At 71.0% G+C, this 16,261-nt stretch carries 10 protein-coding genes; 5 read left to right on the top strand and 5 right to left on the bottom strand.

What is annotated here, in order from left to right:
- Positions 1-45: 45 nt before the first annotated feature.
- The 3 genes from ACWD2L_RS24040 to ACWD2L_RS24030 all read right to left on the bottom strand — a co-directional run bounded on the left by ACWD2L_RS24040 (position 46) and on the right by ACWD2L_RS24030 (position 4,691).
- Positions 46-1,614: a M4 family metallopeptidase gene (locus ACWD2L_RS24040; RefSeq protein ID WP_351332680.1), complete on the bottom strand. Its 1,569-nt coding sequence runs from the start codon at positions 1,612-1,614 to the stop codon at positions 46-48.
- Between the two features lie 237 nt (positions 1,615-1,851).
- Positions 1,852-3,939: a molybdopterin oxidoreductase family protein gene (locus ACWD2L_RS24035; protein ID WP_351332683.1), complete on the bottom strand. Its 2,088-nt coding sequence runs from the start codon at positions 3,937-3,939 to the stop codon at positions 1,852-1,854.
- Between the two features lie 80 nt (positions 3,940-4,019).
- The gene (locus ACWD2L_RS24030; protein ID WP_351332686.1) at positions 4,020-4,691 is read right to left on the bottom strand and encodes a SanA/YdcF family protein; all 672 of its coding nucleotides are present in this window, start codon (positions 4,689-4,691) and stop codon (positions 4,020-4,022) included.
- Positions 4,692-5,025: 334 nt separating this feature from the next.
- Between ACWD2L_RS24030 and ACWD2L_RS24025 the strand changes: the two genes are divergently transcribed.
- From ACWD2L_RS24025 to ACWD2L_RS24005, 5 genes are all read left to right on the top strand, one after another.
- A complete protein-coding gene (locus ACWD2L_RS24025) occupies positions 5,026-5,907 on the top strand; it encodes a sirohydrochlorin chelatase (RefSeq protein ID WP_351332879.1) in 882 nt (293 codons plus the stop codon).
- A 158-nt stretch (positions 5,908-6,065) separates the two neighbouring features.
- On the top strand, positions 6,066-7,406 hold the full coding sequence (locus tag ACWD2L_RS24020) for a deoxyguanosinetriphosphate triphosphohydrolase (protein WP_351332689.1): 1,341 nt from the start codon (positions 6,066-6,068) through the stop codon (positions 7,404-7,406).
- A 78-nt stretch (positions 7,407-7,484) separates the two neighbouring features.
- The gene (locus ACWD2L_RS24015; RefSeq protein WP_351332691.1) at positions 7,485-8,750 is read left to right on the top strand and encodes an NAD(P)/FAD-dependent oxidoreductase; all 1,266 of its coding nucleotides are present in this window, start codon (positions 7,485-7,487) and stop codon (positions 8,748-8,750) included.
- Between the two features lie 34 nt (positions 8,751-8,784).
- On the top strand, positions 8,785-10,692 hold the full coding sequence (dnaG, locus tag ACWD2L_RS24010) for a DNA primase (RefSeq protein WP_351332694.1): 1,908 nt from the start codon (positions 8,785-8,787) through the stop codon (positions 10,690-10,692).
- Positions 10,693-10,961: 269 nt separating this feature from the next.
- Positions 10,962-12,254, top strand: coding sequence for an RNA polymerase sigma factor (locus tag ACWD2L_RS24005; RefSeq protein ID WP_351332697.1), 1,293 nt, complete (start codon positions 10,962-10,964; stop codon positions 12,252-12,254).
- A 173-nt stretch (positions 12,255-12,427) separates the two neighbouring features.
- On the opposite strand, the gene ACWD2L_RS24000 is transcribed toward ACWD2L_RS24005, so the two are convergent.
- Positions 12,428-14,353: an ABC transporter ATP-binding protein gene (locus ACWD2L_RS24000; protein ID WP_351332699.1), complete on the bottom strand. Its 1,926-nt coding sequence runs from the start codon at positions 14,351-14,353 to the stop codon at positions 12,428-12,430.
- Complete coding sequence (locus tag ACWD2L_RS23995; RefSeq protein WP_351332702.1) at positions 14,353-16,092, bottom strand: ABC transporter ATP-binding protein; 1,740 nt, start codon at positions 16,090-16,092, stop codon at positions 14,353-14,355. Before ACWD2L_RS23995 ends, ACWD2L_RS24000 begins: the two co-directional genes overlap by 1 nt.
- Positions 16,093-16,261 lie beyond the last annotated feature (169 nt).

The following is a 16,261-nucleotide window of genomic DNA, read 5'->3' as shown; positions in this document are numbered from 1 at the left end:
AGGCGTGCGACCGGGTGACGGAGGCGGCACGCGAGTGATGCCCCATCAGTTCACGCCCACCGCCGACCAGGTGGCCGCCACCGCCGCGTACTCCTTGCCTCCCGACCCGTACAGGTCCTTGGCCGCCTTCAGCGTCGCCGTGCGCGCGCCCTTGTAGTCCGTCGACGACGTCATGTAGACGGTCAGCGCGCGGTACCAGATCTTGCCGAGCTTCTCCTTGCCGATGCCGGCGAGCTTCGACTTGTCGCACGTGGGGCTGTCGTTCTGGACGCCGCCGACCGTCTTCGGGCCGCTGCCCTCCGCGAGCAGATACGCGAAGTGGTTCGCGACGCCGGAGGAGTAGTGCACGTCGAGGCCGGCGACCTTGGAGTTCCAGCAGTCCGCCGACTTCCCGTCGCGGCTCGGCCTGTCCATGTAGCGCAGGGCCGACGCCTTCGCTCCGGGCTTGACGATCTTCTCGCCGATGAGCCAGTCGCCGGGGTCGGAGGCGTTGTTCGCGTGGAACTCGACGAGCGTTCCGAATATGTCGGAGGTGGCTTCGTTGAGGCCGCCGGACTCGCCGGAGTAGGTGAGGGCCGCGGTGGACGAGGTCACGCCGTGGGACATCTCGTGGGCCGTGACGTCGAGGGCGACCAGCGGGCCGAACGTCTTGCCGTCGCCGTCCCCATACGTCATGCAGAAGCAGTTGTCGTCCCAGAAGGCGTTGTTGTAGTCCTTGCCGTAGTGGACGCGGTTGTACGAGCCCTTGCCGTCGTCGGCTATCCCTATTCGGCCGTGGACGTCCTTGTAGTAGTCCCACGTCTGGTCCGTGCCGTACTGGGCGTCCACGGCGGCCGTGCTGCGGTCCGCCGCCTTTCCGGTGCCCCAGTGGTTGTCGGCGTCCGTGTAGACCTCGGCGGGGGCGCGCTCCAGGCAGATGCCGAGGACACAGGTGTCGGTCTTGTTGTCGGCGTCGCCGGTGTAGGTGTTGCCGCGGGTGGAGTCGTTCAGCTCGTAGCCGCCAGAGGCGGAGGATGTGCGGGTGGCGGTGAGGGGGACGGTGCCGGAGTAGAGGGACCGGCCGTCGCCCGTGGCCGCGCCGGCGGTGGCGGTTTCGAGGCTGTCCCATGCGTCGATCCCGGCGCCGGTGGTGGCGTCGGTGAGGACGGTGCGGGCCATGGGGTTGCCGAGTGAGTCCTTCGCGGCGGCCGTCGTCCGCCAGGCCAGTTTGGGGCTGCCGTGCAGCGCGTCCACGACGAGTCGCGGCTTGGCCATGAGGCTGCGGAGCACCTTGCCGGGGTTGGCCTTGCGCAGGAGCGTCGTGGCGAGGTCCGCGGCCTTGGGGGCGGACAGGCGGGGCGTGGTGGTGGGGACGGAGACGCTGCCGGGGACGGCGCGGTCGGTGCCCTCGTACGTGCCGTCCGCGGCCTCGTGGACGACGAAGTCCCCGCCGAGGACGGGGAGTTCACCGTACGTACGGTCGTAGCGGATGTGCCGGGACCCGTCGGGGTCGGTGATCACGTCCCGTACGGAGGTGGCCTCGGCGGAGGCGGGGGCCGCCGTTGCCGCGGGTGCGAGGGCGAGGGTGGCGGCGAGGAGGGTGGCCAGGGTGGTGATGGTCCGTACGGGTCTCATCGGGCGGCTCCGTGGGGACGCGTGGGGGCGGTGGGGCGACCGGCGAAATCCTGACGCTGATTCAGTTTTAGGGGGCCATGACAAATGGAGTCCAGGGATCCGCGGTGTCGGACCTGTGAAGGAGCTGGGTCCGGGCGGAGACGTCTTGACCGGCACCGGCCCTACAGGCCCGTCCGGCAGGACAGTCGGAAGTGGTCCGCCGCCTTGGGGCCCCGGTGCCGCGCAACAACGACCCGGTCAGCCCACGCGCTCCACCCGCACCGCGCACACCTTGAATTCAGGCATGTGGGATGTCGGGTCGAGGGCCGGGTTCGTCAGTGTGTTGGCCCGTCCCGCCCCCGGCCAGTGGAACGGCATGAAGAGGGTGTCCGGGCGGATCGTGGAGGTGACGCGGGCCGGGGCCTCGACCCGGCCGCGGCGCGACGTCACCGCGACCGCGTCGCCCTGCGCGATCCCGAGCCGCCCCGCCAGCCTCGGATGCAGCTCCACGAACGCCCCGGGAGCCGCCTTGTTGAGCTCCGGCACGCGCCGCGTCTGGGCCCCCGACTGGTACTGGGCCACCACTCGGCCCGTGGTCAGGTACAGGGGGTACTCGGGGTCCGGCTCCTCCGCCGCGGGCCGGTGCGCCACAGGCACGAACCGCGCCCGCCCGTCCTCCGTGGCGAACCGTTCGAGGAAGAGCCGCGGCGTACCGCCGCTGTCGTCGGCGGGGCAGGGCCAGAAGACGCCCTCGCCCTCGGCCAGTCGGTCGTAGCTGATCCCGGAGTAGTCCGCGGGGCCGCCCGCCGACGCGCGCCGCAGCTCGTCGAACACCTCCCGCGCGTCCGTCGGGAAACCCTTCTCCAGGCCGGGGGAGAGGCGCGCGGTGAGTTCGTTCAGGACCTCCAGGTCCGTACGCACCCCCGAAGGGGGTGTCAGGGCGCGCTGCCGCAGCAGCACCCGCCCCTCCAGGTTCGTCACCGTGCCGGTCTCCTCGGCCCACTGCGTCACCGGCAGCACCACGTCGGCCAGTTCGGCCGTCTCGGACAGGACGACATCGGCGACGGCCAGGAAGTCCAGCGAGCGGATCCGGGACTCGACGTGCGCCGCCCGCGGCGCGGAGACCACCGGGTTCGAGCCCATCAGCAGCAGCGCCCGGATGTCACCGCCCAGCGCGTCCAACAGCTCGTACGCCGACCGTCCGGGACCGGGCAGCGAGTCGGGGTGCACGCCCCAGACCCCCGCCACATGTGCGCGGGCCGCCGGATCCGTGAGCTTGCGGTAGCCGGGCAACTGGTCCGCCTTCTGGCCGTGTTCGCGGCCGCCCTGACCGTTGCCCTGACCGGTCAGACACCCGTAACCGGAGAACGGGCGGCCGGGCCGCCCCGTCGCGAGCGCCAGGTTGATCCACGCGCCCACCGTGTCCGTGCCCTTGGACTGCTGCTCGGGTCCACGTGCGGTGAGGATCATCGCCCGCTCCGGCGCCGTGAACATGCCGACCGCCTCGCGCAGTTGGGGCACCGGCACACCCGTGACCCGCTCCACGTGCTCCGGCCAGTGCGCCATCACCGCCGACCGGGCCTCCGCCCAGCCCTGCGTACGTTCCCGTACGTACTCCTCGTCGACGCGGCCGTCCGCCACCACCAGGTGCAGCATCCCGAGCGCGAGCGCCAGGTCCGTGCCGGGGCGGGGTGCCAGATGCAGGTCCGCCTGTTCCGCGGTGCGGGTGCGGCGGGGGTCGATCACGATCAACGTGCCGCCGTTGGACCGGAGTTCGGAGAGGTAGCGCAGTGCGGGCGGCATGGTCTCGGCGAGGTTCGAGCCGACCAGGATCACGCATCCGGTACGCGGAATGTCCTCCAGCGGGAACGGCAGCCCCCGGTCCAGGCCGAAGGCCTTCTGCCCGGCGGCCGCCGCCGACGACATGCAGAACCGGCCGTTGTAGTCGATCTGCGAGGTGCCGAGCACGATGCGGGCGAACTTGCCGAGCGCGTACGCCTTCTCGTTCGTCAGGCCGCCACCGCCGAACACGCCGCACGCGTCCGCTCCGTGCCCGGCACGCGCGCGTGACAGGCCGTCCGCGACCCTGTCAAGGGCCTCTTCCCAGGTGGCGGGTGTCAGCCGACCGGTGACGGGGCTGCGCACGAGCGGCTCCGTGAGGCGTACCTGGGAGGAGAGCACGGACGCGGCGCTCTGTCCCTTGCCGCACAGCGCGCCCTGGTTGACCGGGAAGTCCGCGCGGCCCTCGACCGTGGGGACCTCGGCCCCGGTGCCGGGCAGCACGTTCATGCCGCACTGCAGCGCGCAGTACGGGCAGTGGGTGGGCGTCGCCGTGGTGTTGAGCATGCCCTTGAGGGTGCGGGGGGTGTGTTGCCGGTCGGCGTGCCTGGAGGTTACGTAGCCGGAACGAGCATCTCCCGGCCGTCCTACGGACGGCGTGAGGTCGCGGCGAGGGCCTCGCGCACGCCCTTCTCCTCGGGGCCCAGGAAGTGCGGATCCGGCCGTACGAGTACGTCGAGCGCCGCCTTCGCCGCCGCGAGGGTCTCCCGCGCGCCGCCCGCGTACCAGGTCACGTCGTGCGGTTCGGCGACCCCGACCCCGTACGAGGAGACGCCCGCCGCCTCGCACAGCGCCACCGCGCGCCGCGCGTGGAAGTCCTGGGTGACCAGGACGGCCCGGTCGACGCCGAAGATCTTCTTCGCACGGACGCAGGAGTCCCAGGTGTCGAAGCCCGCGTAGTCGCTGACGACGGCCCGGGAGGGCACGCCGTGGCGGGTCAGGTACGCGCGCATGGCGTCGGGTTCGTCGTACTCCTCGCGGCTGTTGTCACCTGTGACCAGGAGGACGCGGGTCTTTCCTGTGCGGTACAGATCTGCTGCGGTGTCGAGGCGGTGGGCCAGGTAGGGGGAGGGGGTGCCGTTCTGCAGGCCTGCGCCGAACACGATGGTGGTGTTGGTGTGTGGGGTGGATGCGACCGTACGGAGGTGGTCCCCGGTCGAGGTGTGCAGCCAGGTTGCCGGTAGGAGGGCGAGTACGCAGGTGGCCATCAGGGCCTGCGTGATCCTGCGCTGGGCTCTTCGGGTACGTGGCAGGCGCATCGCGGTCCCCTGGGTAGCCGGACTGGTACGGGCTCGCCCTAAGACGCCCCCGCCACCCCGATGGTTCACGCCACCCGGCCTTACGCCTCGGGGCTCCGCCCCGGACCCCGCTGCTCAATCGCCGCAGGGGCTATTTGTAGCCCCTGCAGGGGGCACCTCCCAGCGTTAGCTGGGGGAGATTGAGCAGCGGGGTCCGGCAGGACATTCGGAAGCCGCGCTCACCGCGCCCCGGGCCACTCCGTGAACCCCCGGCAACCACTCGTCACCGGCGCGCAACGACCCGGCAACCCCCGACCGGCACGATCTGTTCATGACGGATGAGTCGTACGGCCCCATGGACCACGGCACGACCCACCTGGATCACACAGTCGGCACGGCGGGACTCCTCAGCATGATCAGCGACCAGCTCGGCAGCAGGCTCAGCCACGTGTCCCCGCTGCGCGGGAACGGGCACCGGCAGCCGCCCGCCCTCGTACTCGTGGCGCACGGCAGCCGCGACCCCCGGGCCCTGGCCACCGTCTCGGAACTCGTCGAGCGGATACGTGAGCGCCGCCCCGGCCTCACCGTCCGCCTCGGCCACATCGAACTCAACGAGCCGCTGCTCGGCGACACCCTCGCCGCGCTGCCCGCCGCCCGCGCCGTACTCGTACCGCTGCTCCTCTCCCGCGGCCACCACGTCAAGCACGACCTGCCGCGGGCCGCCGACGCCGCCGAGCACCTGCGCACCCGCGTCGCTGACCCGCTCGGCCCGCACCCGCTGCTCGTCGAGGCCCTCCACGACCGGCTCGTCGAGGCCGGCTGGCCCGAGCGGACCGCCGACGACCGGGACCGCCGCCGCGCCGGAGTCGTCCTCGCCGCCGCCGGGTCCCGCGACCCGCACGCCGCCGCCGACGTCCGCCGCACGGCCGACCTCCTCGCCCGCCGCCTCGGCGTCCCCGTCGTCCCCGGCTACGCCTCCGCCACCGCGCCCGACGTCGCCACCGCCGCCCGCTCCCTCGCCGCACGCGGCCGCGACCGGATCGCCGTCGCCTCGTACTTCACGGCCCCCGGCCGCTTCGCCACGGAGACCGCCGCGGCCGCCCCCGGCATCGCCGCCGCCCCGCTCGGCACCCACCCCGCGCTGGCCCGTCTCGTCCTGCACCGCTACGACAGGGCCCCGGCCACGGAGACGTACGCCACGGAGGCGTACGCAGTGGCGCGGACCGCCGCCGTCTGAGCCGTCGCGGGCCCCGATTGTCGGTGGTCGCCCTGGCGACCTGGGGAGAAATAGGGCTCGGCGTCGCGACGCCCGGTGCGGCCGCTCGCGGCGTTGCCGCACCGGACGCCGCTCCTTCTCCCGAGCCCTATTTCTCCCCAGGTCGCTACTGTCGGGCCATGGAAGACAGCGTAGGCAGCGACACGTACGACGAGGCGGCGGCCGAGCGCTGGGCCCCCGAGCCCGACAAGCGCCCGGGGCGCACCGCGTTCCAGCGCGACCGGGCCAGGGTGCTGCACTCGTCGGCGCTGCGCCGCCTCGCGGGCAAGACCCAGGTCGTCACGCCGGGGACGAGGAGCCGGCACTGGGACGCGAGCCCGCGCACGCGGCTGACGCACTCCCTCGAATGCGCCCAGGTGGGGCGGGAGTTGGGCGCCGCGCTCGGCTGCGACCCCGACCTCGTCGAGACGGCCTGCCTCTCGCACGACCTGGGCCACCCGCCCTTCGGGCACAACGGCGAGCAGGCGCTCAACGAGGTGGCGCAGGACTGCGGCGGCTTCGAGGGCAACGCGCAGTCGCTGCGCCTGCTCACCCGCATCGAGCCCAAGCGCTTCGTGCGCGACGACAGTTCCGGCGAGCTGACCAGCGTAGGCCTGAACCTGACGCGGGCGGCGCTCGACGCCGCGACGAAGTACCCGTGGGGGCGCGGCGAGCACCCCAGTGACCCCGAGTCGCACAAATTCGGGGTCTACGAGGACGACCGGCCGGTCTTCGACTGGATCAGAAGGACGTCACCCGGCCGCCGCACCTGCTTCGAGGCACAGGTCATGGACTGGTCGGACGACGTGGCGTACTCCGTGCACGACCTCGAAGACGGCCTGCACGCGGGGCACTTGGACCCGAACGTGCTGCACGCGGAACCCGAGCGCGCCGACATCTTCGCGGTCGCCATCGGGCGCTACGTTCCCGAGGGCACGGATCCCGCCGAGCTCTCCGCCGCCCTCGACCGGCTCCTCGACCAGGAGTGGTGGCCGCACGGCTACGACGGCACCGCGGTCGCCCAGGCCCGGCTCAAGGACGCGACCAGCCAGCTGATCGGGCGCCTCTGCCTCGCCGCCGAGGGCGCGACACGCGCGAGACACGGTTCGGGCCGTTTGACACGCTACGAGGCGGAGCTGGTGGTGCCGCGCGCCGCCCGGTACGAGTGCGCGGTGCTCAAGGCGGTCGCCGACCGGTATGTGATGCAGCGACCCCAGCAGGAGCGGCTCCGGGCCGACCAGCGCATCGTGGTCGCCGAGTTGGCGCAGGCGCTGACCTCCCGCGCGCCCGAAGGGCTCGACCCGCAGTTCCGCGCCCTGTTCGAGACCGCGCCCGACGACCGCGCGAGGAAGCGGGTGATCATCGACCAGATCGCGTCGCTGACCGACCCCTCGGCCCGTTCCCTTCACGCGCGGCTTACCGTCGGCGGGCATCATCGGGAAGGAGACGCGACCACTGGGCGTGACGAAAAGATGCCCTGATCGGGCCACGCCCCCTTCCCGCATTACGCTGCGTGCGGGACGCTCGCATATGACGGCATGGCTATGAGGAGGCATCAAGTGGTCGACGCGGACCAGACGTTCGTCATCGTCGGGGGAGGGCTCGCCGGAGCCAAGACCGCCGAGACACTTCGCGCGGAGGGCTTCACCGGCCGGGTGATCCTCATCGGTGACGAACGGGACCACCCGTACGAACGGCCGCCCTTGTCGAAGGGCTACCTCCAGGGCAAGGAGGAGCGCGACAGCGTCTTCGTCCACGAACCGGCCTGGTACGCGAGCAACGACATCGAGCTGCACCTCGGCCAGACGGTCGTCGAGATCGACCGCGCCGACAAGACGGTGCGGCTCGGCGAGGGCGCCGTGGTCCGCTACGACAAGCTGCTGCTCGCCACCGGCGCGGAGCCGCGCCGCCTCGACGTTCCCGGCACCCACCTCGCGGGCGTCCACCACCTGCGCCGCCTCGCGCACGCCGAGCGCCTGAAGGGCGTACTGGCGTCGCTCGGCAGGGACAATGGGCACCTGGTGATCGCCGGCGCCGGCTGGATCGGCCTGGAGGTCGCGGCGGCCGCCCGTGAGTACGGCGCGGAGGTCACCATCGTCGAGCCCGAGGCCACGCCGCTGCACTCCGTGCTCGGCCCCGAACTCGGCCAGATCTTCGCCGAGCTGCACGGCGACCACGGCGTCCGCTTCCACTTCGGCGCGCGGCTCACGGAGATCACCGGCCAGGACGGCATGGTCCTCGCCGCGCTCACCGACGACGGCGAGGAGCACCCGGCGCACGACGTGCTGGCCGCGATCGGCGCCGCCCCGCGCACCGCGCTCGCCGAGGCCGCGGGCCTCGACCTCGCCGACCGGGCGCACGGCGGCGGCATCGCCGTGGACGCGACGCTGCGCACCTCCGACCCCGACATCTACGCGGTGGGCGACGTGGCGGCGGTCCAGCACCCGCTCTTCGACGACCGGCTGCGCGTCGAGCACTGGGCGAACGCGCTGAACGGCGGCCCAGCTGCGGCCCGCGCCATGCTCGGCATGGACATCTCCTACGACCGTGTGCCGTACTTCTTCTCCGACCAGTACGACCTGGGCCTGGAGTACTCGGGCTGGGCGCCCCCGGGCTCGTACGACGAAGTGGTGCTGCGCGGGGACGCGGGCAAGCGCGAGTTCATCGCGTTCTGGCTGAAGGACGGGCAGGTCCTCGCGGGGATGAACGTGAATGTGTGGGACGTCACGGAGCAGATCCAGCGGCTGATCAGGTCCGGGGCGAAGCCCGGCGTCGAGCGCCTGTCGGACCCCTCGGTCCCGCTGAGTGATCTTCTGGAGCAGTGACCGGAGTGTCAGTCGTCGCCCGTAGACTTACCGCGTGGCAGGCAGGATCAATGACGAGGACGTGAAGGCGGTTCGGGACGCGGTCCCGATCGACGCCGTGGTCTCCGAGTACCTGCAACTGCGCAACGCGGGCGGCGGAAACCTCAAGGGTCTGTGCCCGTTCCACGACGAGAAGTCCCCGTCCTTCCAGGTCAGCCCCAGTAAGGGCCTGTTCCACTGCTTCGGCTGCCAGGAGGGCGGCGACACCATCACATTCGTGATGAAGGTCGACCACCTCTCCTTCTCCGAAGTGGTGGAGCGCCTCGCCGGTCAGGCGGGCATCACGCTGCGCTACGAGGAGGGCGGGTACAACCCCACCCACCAGCGCGGCGAGCGCATCCGGCTGGTCGAGGCGCACAAGGTCGCCGCGCAGTTCTACGTCGACCAGCTGGAGTCACCCGAAGCCGAGATCGGCCGCAAGTTCCTCGCCGAGCGCGGCTTCGACCAGGCCGCGGCCCAGCACTTCGGCGTCGGGTACAGCCCGGCCGGCTGGGACCACCTCACCCGCTTCCTGCGCGGCAAGGGCTTCAGCGACAAGGAGATCCTGCTCTCCGGCCTCTCCCAGGAGGGGCGGCGCGGCCCCATCGACCGCTTCCGCGGACGGCTCATGTGGCCGATCCGCGACATCGGCGGCGAGGTCGTCGGCTTCGGCGCCCGCCGCCTGCGCGAGGACGACAACGGACCGAAGTACCTGAACACGCCAGAGACGCCGATCTACCGCAAGTCGCAGGTCCTGTACGGCATCGACCTCGCGAAGAAGGACATCGCCAAGTCCTCCCGCGCGGTCGTCGTCGAGGGGTACACGGACGTGATGGCCTGCCACCTGGCCGGCGTCACCACCGCCATCGCCACCTGTGGCACGGCGTTCGGCGGCGACCACATCAAGATCCTCCGCCGGCTCCTGATGGACAACGGCTCGGCGCGCGTGATCTTCACCTTCGACGGCGACGCGGCGGGCCAGAAGGCCGCCCTGCGCGCCTTCGAGGACGACCAGAAGTTCGCCGCCGAGACGTACATCGCGATCGCGCCGGACAACATGGACCCGTGCGACCTGCGCCTCGCCAAGGGCGACGACGCGGTCTCCGACCTGGTCGAACCCCGCACGCCGCTCTTCGAGTTCGCGCTGCGCCAGATCGTGAGTCGCTACGACCTGGAGACCCCGGCGGGCCGCGCCTCCGCGCTCGACGAGGCGGCGCCCATCGTCGCCCGCATCAAGAACAGTGCCTCGCAGCACGAGGTCGCGGTCCAGCTCGCGGGCATGCTCGGCATCCTCGACACCCAGTTCGTGGTCAAGCGAGTGGGGCAGCTCGCCCGTTGGGCCCGCGAGCGCGGTGGCCGCGGGCCCGCGCCCGCCCCGGGGCGTGGCGGTCCGCAGGCCGGCCCCGCCACGGCCCCCGCCCGCCCCTTCGGCGGCCCGGCGCTCACCTTGCGCAACCCGGTGTTCACGACCGAACGCGAACTGCTCAAACTCGCCCTGCAGTACCCGCAGTTGGTCTCCCCGGCCTTCGACGCGTACGGGATGGACGAGTTCACGGCCGATCCGTACGCCGCCGTCCGCCAGGCCGTCCTGGACGCGGGCGGCGCCGAGCAGGGCGTCCACGACCCGCAGGAGTACCTGATCGCGGTGCGCGAGGCGGCGCCCGACGACGCGGTGCGGGCGATGGTGACGGAGCTCGCCGTCGAGGCCATCCGCCGCAAGACCGTCGACGAGGCGTATGCGGGGGAGCAGCTGGTGACCGTGCGCAAGCGGGCCGTCGACCGCCGCATCCGCGACGTCCAGGGCACGCTCACCCGCCTCGGCGCGGGTGGCGATCCGCACCAACTGGCGGCGGTGCAGAACGAGTTGTGGGTGCTGCAGCAGTACGGACAGGCCCTCCGCGAACGGGGCGCGGAAGCACTGTAGCCCCGTCGCCCCCCCGGCCTCGGGGCTCCGCCCCGGCCCCCGCTGCTCAATCGCCGCAGGGGCTTGAAAGGCCGACGGTTGGTATTTCAAGCCCCGCCGGCGTTTGAGGCGCGGGGTCCGGGGCGGAGCCCCGGGGTGTTTGGCCGTGTTCGGGTCGGGGAAAGGCGGGTAACCGTCCAGCACGGTAACCGCGCGGTCACGCACTGGACTCAAAAAGTCAACGCACGCCCCTCGTGGCGGCACTGTGTCGTACTCCACACTGGGTTGCGGTGCCTGAGTCCTCGGAGCGCGGCCGGAGCCCGGACAACGGGTCCGACACCCCCGCGGTTCCGCTCATCGCGTACGGGACGGACAGCGGCGAGGCCGTCGTTCCCGCCCCCCTGCCGCACGCCTCAGATGCGATCACTTTGGAGGTCGCCCCCGTGCAGACCCAGACCCTCACCCAGAGCGACAGCACAGCGCAGGCCCTCGCCGACCCCGAAGCCGCGCCCGAGGGTGCCGTGCCGCAGGGCGAAGTGCTGGCCTCGGTGCCCTCGCAGAGCCGCGTCGCGCACCATCCCGAGGCCGAGCCGGAGGAACCGGAACCGGCCGGCCCCAAAGGGTCCGCGGACCCGCCCGAGCGGGTGCGTGCCTCCCGCGCCGACACCGGCAGTCCGTCCTCGGACCTGTTCCGCCAGTACCTGCGCGAGATCGGCCGGATCCCGCTGCTCACCGCGGCCGAGGAAGTGGATCTCGCGCGGCGCGTCGAGGCGGGTCTGTTCGCCGAGGAGAAGCTCGCCCACGCGCCCGACCTCGACTCCCAACTGGCACTGGACCTCGACAAGTTGGTGGTCATGGGCCGAATGGCCAAGCGCCGCCTCATCGAGGCGAACCTGCGCCTGGTCGTCTCCGTCGCCAAGCGGTACGTGGGCCGCGGCCTGACCATGCTCGACCTGGTCCAGGAGGGCAACCTCGGCCTGATCCGCGCGGTCGAGAAGTTCGACTACGCCCGCGGCTACAAGTTCTCGACGTACGCGACCTGGTGGATCCGCCAGGCCATGAGCCGCGCCCTCGCCGACCAGGCGCGGACCATCCGCGTCCCCGTCCACGTCGTCGAGTTGATCAACCGCGTCGTCCGCGTCCAGCGCCGCATGCTCCAGGAGCGCGGCTACGAACCGACCCCCGAGGAGGTCGCCGCCCACCTCGACCTGCCGCACGAGCGCGTCAGCGAGGTGCTCCGCCTGGCGCAGGAACCCGTCTCCCTGCATGCCCCTGTCGGCGAGGAGGACGATGTCGCTCTCGGCGACCTCATCGAGGACGGCGACGCGACGAGCCCCGTGGAGTCGGCGGCGTTCCTCCTGCTCAGGGAACACCTGGAGGCGGTGCTCTCCACGCTCGGCGAGCGCGAGCGCAAGGTCGTCCAGCTCCGCTACGGCCTCGCGGACGGCCGTCCCCGCACCCTTGAGGAGATCGGCCGCATCTTCGGCGTCACCCGCGAACGCATCCGCCAGATCGAATCCAAAACCCTGAACAAACTCCGCGACCACGCGTTCGCGGACCAGTTGAGGGGCTACCTGGACTGACCTCAAGCCCCGCCAATCAAGCCCCTGCGGCGTTTGAGCAGCGGGGTCCGGGGCAGAGCCCCGCGTCCGTAACGCCGGTTCGGCGCCACTCAAGCCCCACCGGCGTTGCGGTCCTGGGGCGCTGCCCCAGACCCCGCGCCTCAAACGCCGGCGGGGCTTGAACTGGCCGAACCTCAGTCCACCTCCGCGACCGCCTGCGCGAACTGCGCCTCGTACAACCGCTGATACGCCCCACCGTCGGAGACAAGCGCGTCGTGCGACCCCTGCTCCACAATCGCCCCGTTCTCCATCACGAGGATCGTGTCCGCGTCCCGAATCGTCGACAACCGGTGCGCGATCACGAACGACGTACGCCCCGCGGCGAGCCGCGCCATCGCCTTCTGAATCAGCACCTCGGTCCGCGTATCCACGGACGAAGTCGCCTCGTCGAGCACGAGAATCACCGGATCCGACAGGAACGCCCGCGCGATGGTGATCAGCTGCTTCTCACCCGCGCTGACCCCCGTCCCCTCGTCGTCGAGCACCGTGTCGTACCCGTCGGGCAGCGTCCGGATGAACCGGTCCGCGTGCGCGGCCTTCGCCGCCTCCTCGATCTCCTCGCGGGTGACGTCCTTCGGGGCGCCGTACGCGATGTTCTCCGCGATGGTCCCGCCGAACAGCCAGGTGTCCTGGAGCACCATGCCGATCCCGGCGCGCAGCTCCTCCCGCGACATCTTCGCGATGTCGACGCCGTCGAGCGTGATCCGGCCACCGGTCACCTCGTAGAACCGCAGCAGCAGGTTGACCAGCGTGGTCTTGCCCGCGCCGGTCGGCCCGACGATCGCCACCGTATGACCGGGGTCGGCGGTCAGCGACAGGTCCTCGATGAGCGGCTTGTCCTTCTCGTAGCGGAAGGCCACGTGCTCGAACTCGACGTGCCCGCGCAGGTGGTCCGGCTTCTCGCCGGGCACCGGCTCCGCCGACTGCTCCTCGGCGTCGAGCAGTTCGAAGACCCGCTCGGCCGTGGCGACACCCGACTGCACCAGGTTCGCCATCGACGCGACCTGCGTCAGCGGCATCGAGAACTGGCGCGAGTACTGGATGAAGGCCTGCACATCACCGATGGACAGCGAGCCGCTGGCCACCCGCAGCCCGCCCACGACCGCGACCAGCACATAGTTCAGGTTCGAGATGAAGAACATCAGCGGCTGCATGATGCCGCTGTTGAACTGCGCCTTGAACGACGCGTCGTACAGTGCGTCGTTCTGCTCGGCGAACAGTTCCGCCGACTCCTTCTGCCGGCCGAACACCTTCACCAGGTTGTGGCCGGTGTACATCTCCTCGATGTGCGCGTTCAGCGCGCCGGTCGCCCGCCACTGCTGCACGAACTGCGGCTGCGAACGCTTCCCGACCTTCGCCGCGACGAACACCGACAGCGGCACCGTCACCAGCGCGACCAGCGCGAGCAGCCAGGAGATCCAGAACATCATCGCGAGCACGCCGATGACGGTCAGCAGCGAGTTGAGCATCTGCCCCATCGTCTGCTGGAGCGTCTGCCCGAGGTTGTCCATGTCGTTGGTCGCCCGGCTCAGCACCTCGCCGCGCTTCTGCTTGTCGTAGTACGACAGTGGCAGCCGCGACAGCTTGTCCTGCAGCTCGGCGCGGAGCTGCCCCACGGCCAGGTTGATGGTCCGGTTGGCGAGCCGCGTGCCGATCATCATCGTCAGACCGGCGACCGCGAACACGGCGAGGCCGAGCAGCAGCACCTCGCCGATCGCGCCGAAGTCGACGCCCTGGCCGGGTGTGAAGTCGACGCCGCCGAGCATGTCGGCCGCGCCGCCGTCGCCCTTGGCCCGCAGGCCGGCGAGGACCTGTTCCTTGGTCTGCCCGGCCGGCATCCGCCCGCCGATGATCCCGCCGAACAGCAGGTCGGTGGCGTGACCGAGGATCTTCGGCCCGACCACCGAGAGGCCGACGCTGATCACGACGGAGACGAGCACTCCGGTGACCGCCGCGCGGTGCGCGGCGAGCCGCTTCAGGAGCCGCTTGCCGGACCCCTTGAAGTCCATCGAACGCGAACCGGGCGCACCGGCCGCCATTCGCCCCATGGGCCCACTCATCAGGCGGCCTCCGCTTCCGTCAGCTGGGAGAGAACGATCTCCCGGTACGTCTCGTTGTCGGCCATCAGTTCGTGATGGCGTCCGGTGCCGACGACACGGCCCTCGTCGAGCACGATGATCGTGTCGGCGTCGCGGATCGTCGAGACCCGCTGGGCCACGATCACCACGGTCGCGTCGCGGGTCTCCTCGCCGAGCGCCCGGCGCAGCGCCGCGTCGGTCGCGTAGTCGAGCGCGGAGAACGAGTCGTCGAAGAGGTAGATCTCCGGCCGCTGCACCAGCGTGCGCGCGATGGCGAGGCGCTGGCGCTGGCCGCCGGAGACGTTCGTGCCGCCCTGGGCGATGGGCGCGTCGAGCCCGCCCTCCAGCTTGCCGACGAAGCCCTTGGCCTGCGCCACTTCCAGCGCGTGCCACAGCTCCTCGTCGGTGGCGTCCGGGCTGCCGTAGCGCAGGTTCGTGGCGACGGTGCCGGAGAACAGGTAGGGCTTCTGCGGTACGAGCCCGACCGTCTTCGCCATCAGCGCCGGATCGATTTCGCGGACGTCCTCGCCGTCCACGTAGACCGTCCCGGCCGTGGTGTCGTACAGCCGCGGTACGAGGCCGAGCAGCGTCGACTTGCCGCTGCCGGTCGAACCGATGATCGCCGTGGTCTCGCCGGGGCGGGCCGTGATGTCGATGCCGCGCAGGATGGGCTCCTCGGCGCCGGGGTAGCCGAAGTCGGCGCCCCTGAGCTCCAGGTGGCCGTGGCGGCGCAGTTCACGCACCGAGGCGTCGGGCCGCGGCGGCACCACACTCGAATCGGTGCCGAGCACTTCCTGGATGCGCTCGGCGCACACCTCGGCGCGCGGCATCATCATGAACATGAACGTGGCCATCATCACGCTCATCACGATCTGCATCAGATACGCGAGGAACGCGGTCAGGTCACCGATCTGCATGCCGCCGCTGTCGATGCGGTGCGCGCCGAACCAGACCACGGCGATCGACGCGACGTTCACGATCGTCATCACGAACGGGAACATCAGCGCCATGATCCGGCCGGTGGCGACCGACACGTTCGTCAGGTCCCGGTTCGCGGCTCCGAACCGGTCCTTCTCGAAGTCGTCGCGCACGAAGGCGCGGATCACGCGGTTGCCGGTGATCTGCTCGCGCAGCACCCGGTTCACCGTGTCCAGCTTGACCTGCATGGACCGGAACAGCGGCCGCATCTTACGGATGATCAGCGACAGGACGATCGCCATGACGGGCAGCACGGCGAGCAGCACGCCCGACAGCGGCACGTCCAGGCCGAGCGCCATGACGACGCCGCCGACACACATGATCGGCGCCGAGGCCACCAGCGTGAACGTCATCAGGGCCAGCATCTGGACCTGCTGCACGTCGTTCGTGGTGCGGGTGATCAGCGAAGGGGCGCCGAACTGGCCGACCTCGCGGGCCGAGAAGGACTGCACGCGGTCGAAGATCGCGGCCCGCAGGTCCCGGCCGACCGCCGCGGCGGTCCGCGCGCCGAAGTAGACGGCGCCGGTGTTGCAGACGACCTGGACGACGGTGACGCCCAGCATCAGGGCGCCGAACTCCAGGATGTAGCCGGTGTCGCCGTTCACGACACCGTTGTCAATGATGTCGGCGTTCAGGGTGGGCAGATACAGCGAGGCGCAGGTCTGCAGGAACTGCAGCAGCACCAGGAGTCCGATGGGTTTCTTGTACGGACTCAGGTGGGTCCGCAGAAGTCTTATGAGCACGCTCGGTCTCTCGGGGTCGGCGGTAGTGGGCGGAGCGGTGTTCGGGGAGGGGGATCGATCCGCGCCGACGCCGAAACGGCGACGCATGGACCCCTATCGTCGAACACTCCACCCGCGTTACCTCAACCGAATTAACCAAGAGCACTCAAAGGATCGGCGGACCCGGAGC

This window comes from Streptomyces sp. NPDC002754 (assembly GCF_053592315.1).
Note: the sequence above shows the minus strand (reverse complement) of the source record. Positions and strands in the feature narration are given on the sequence as shown.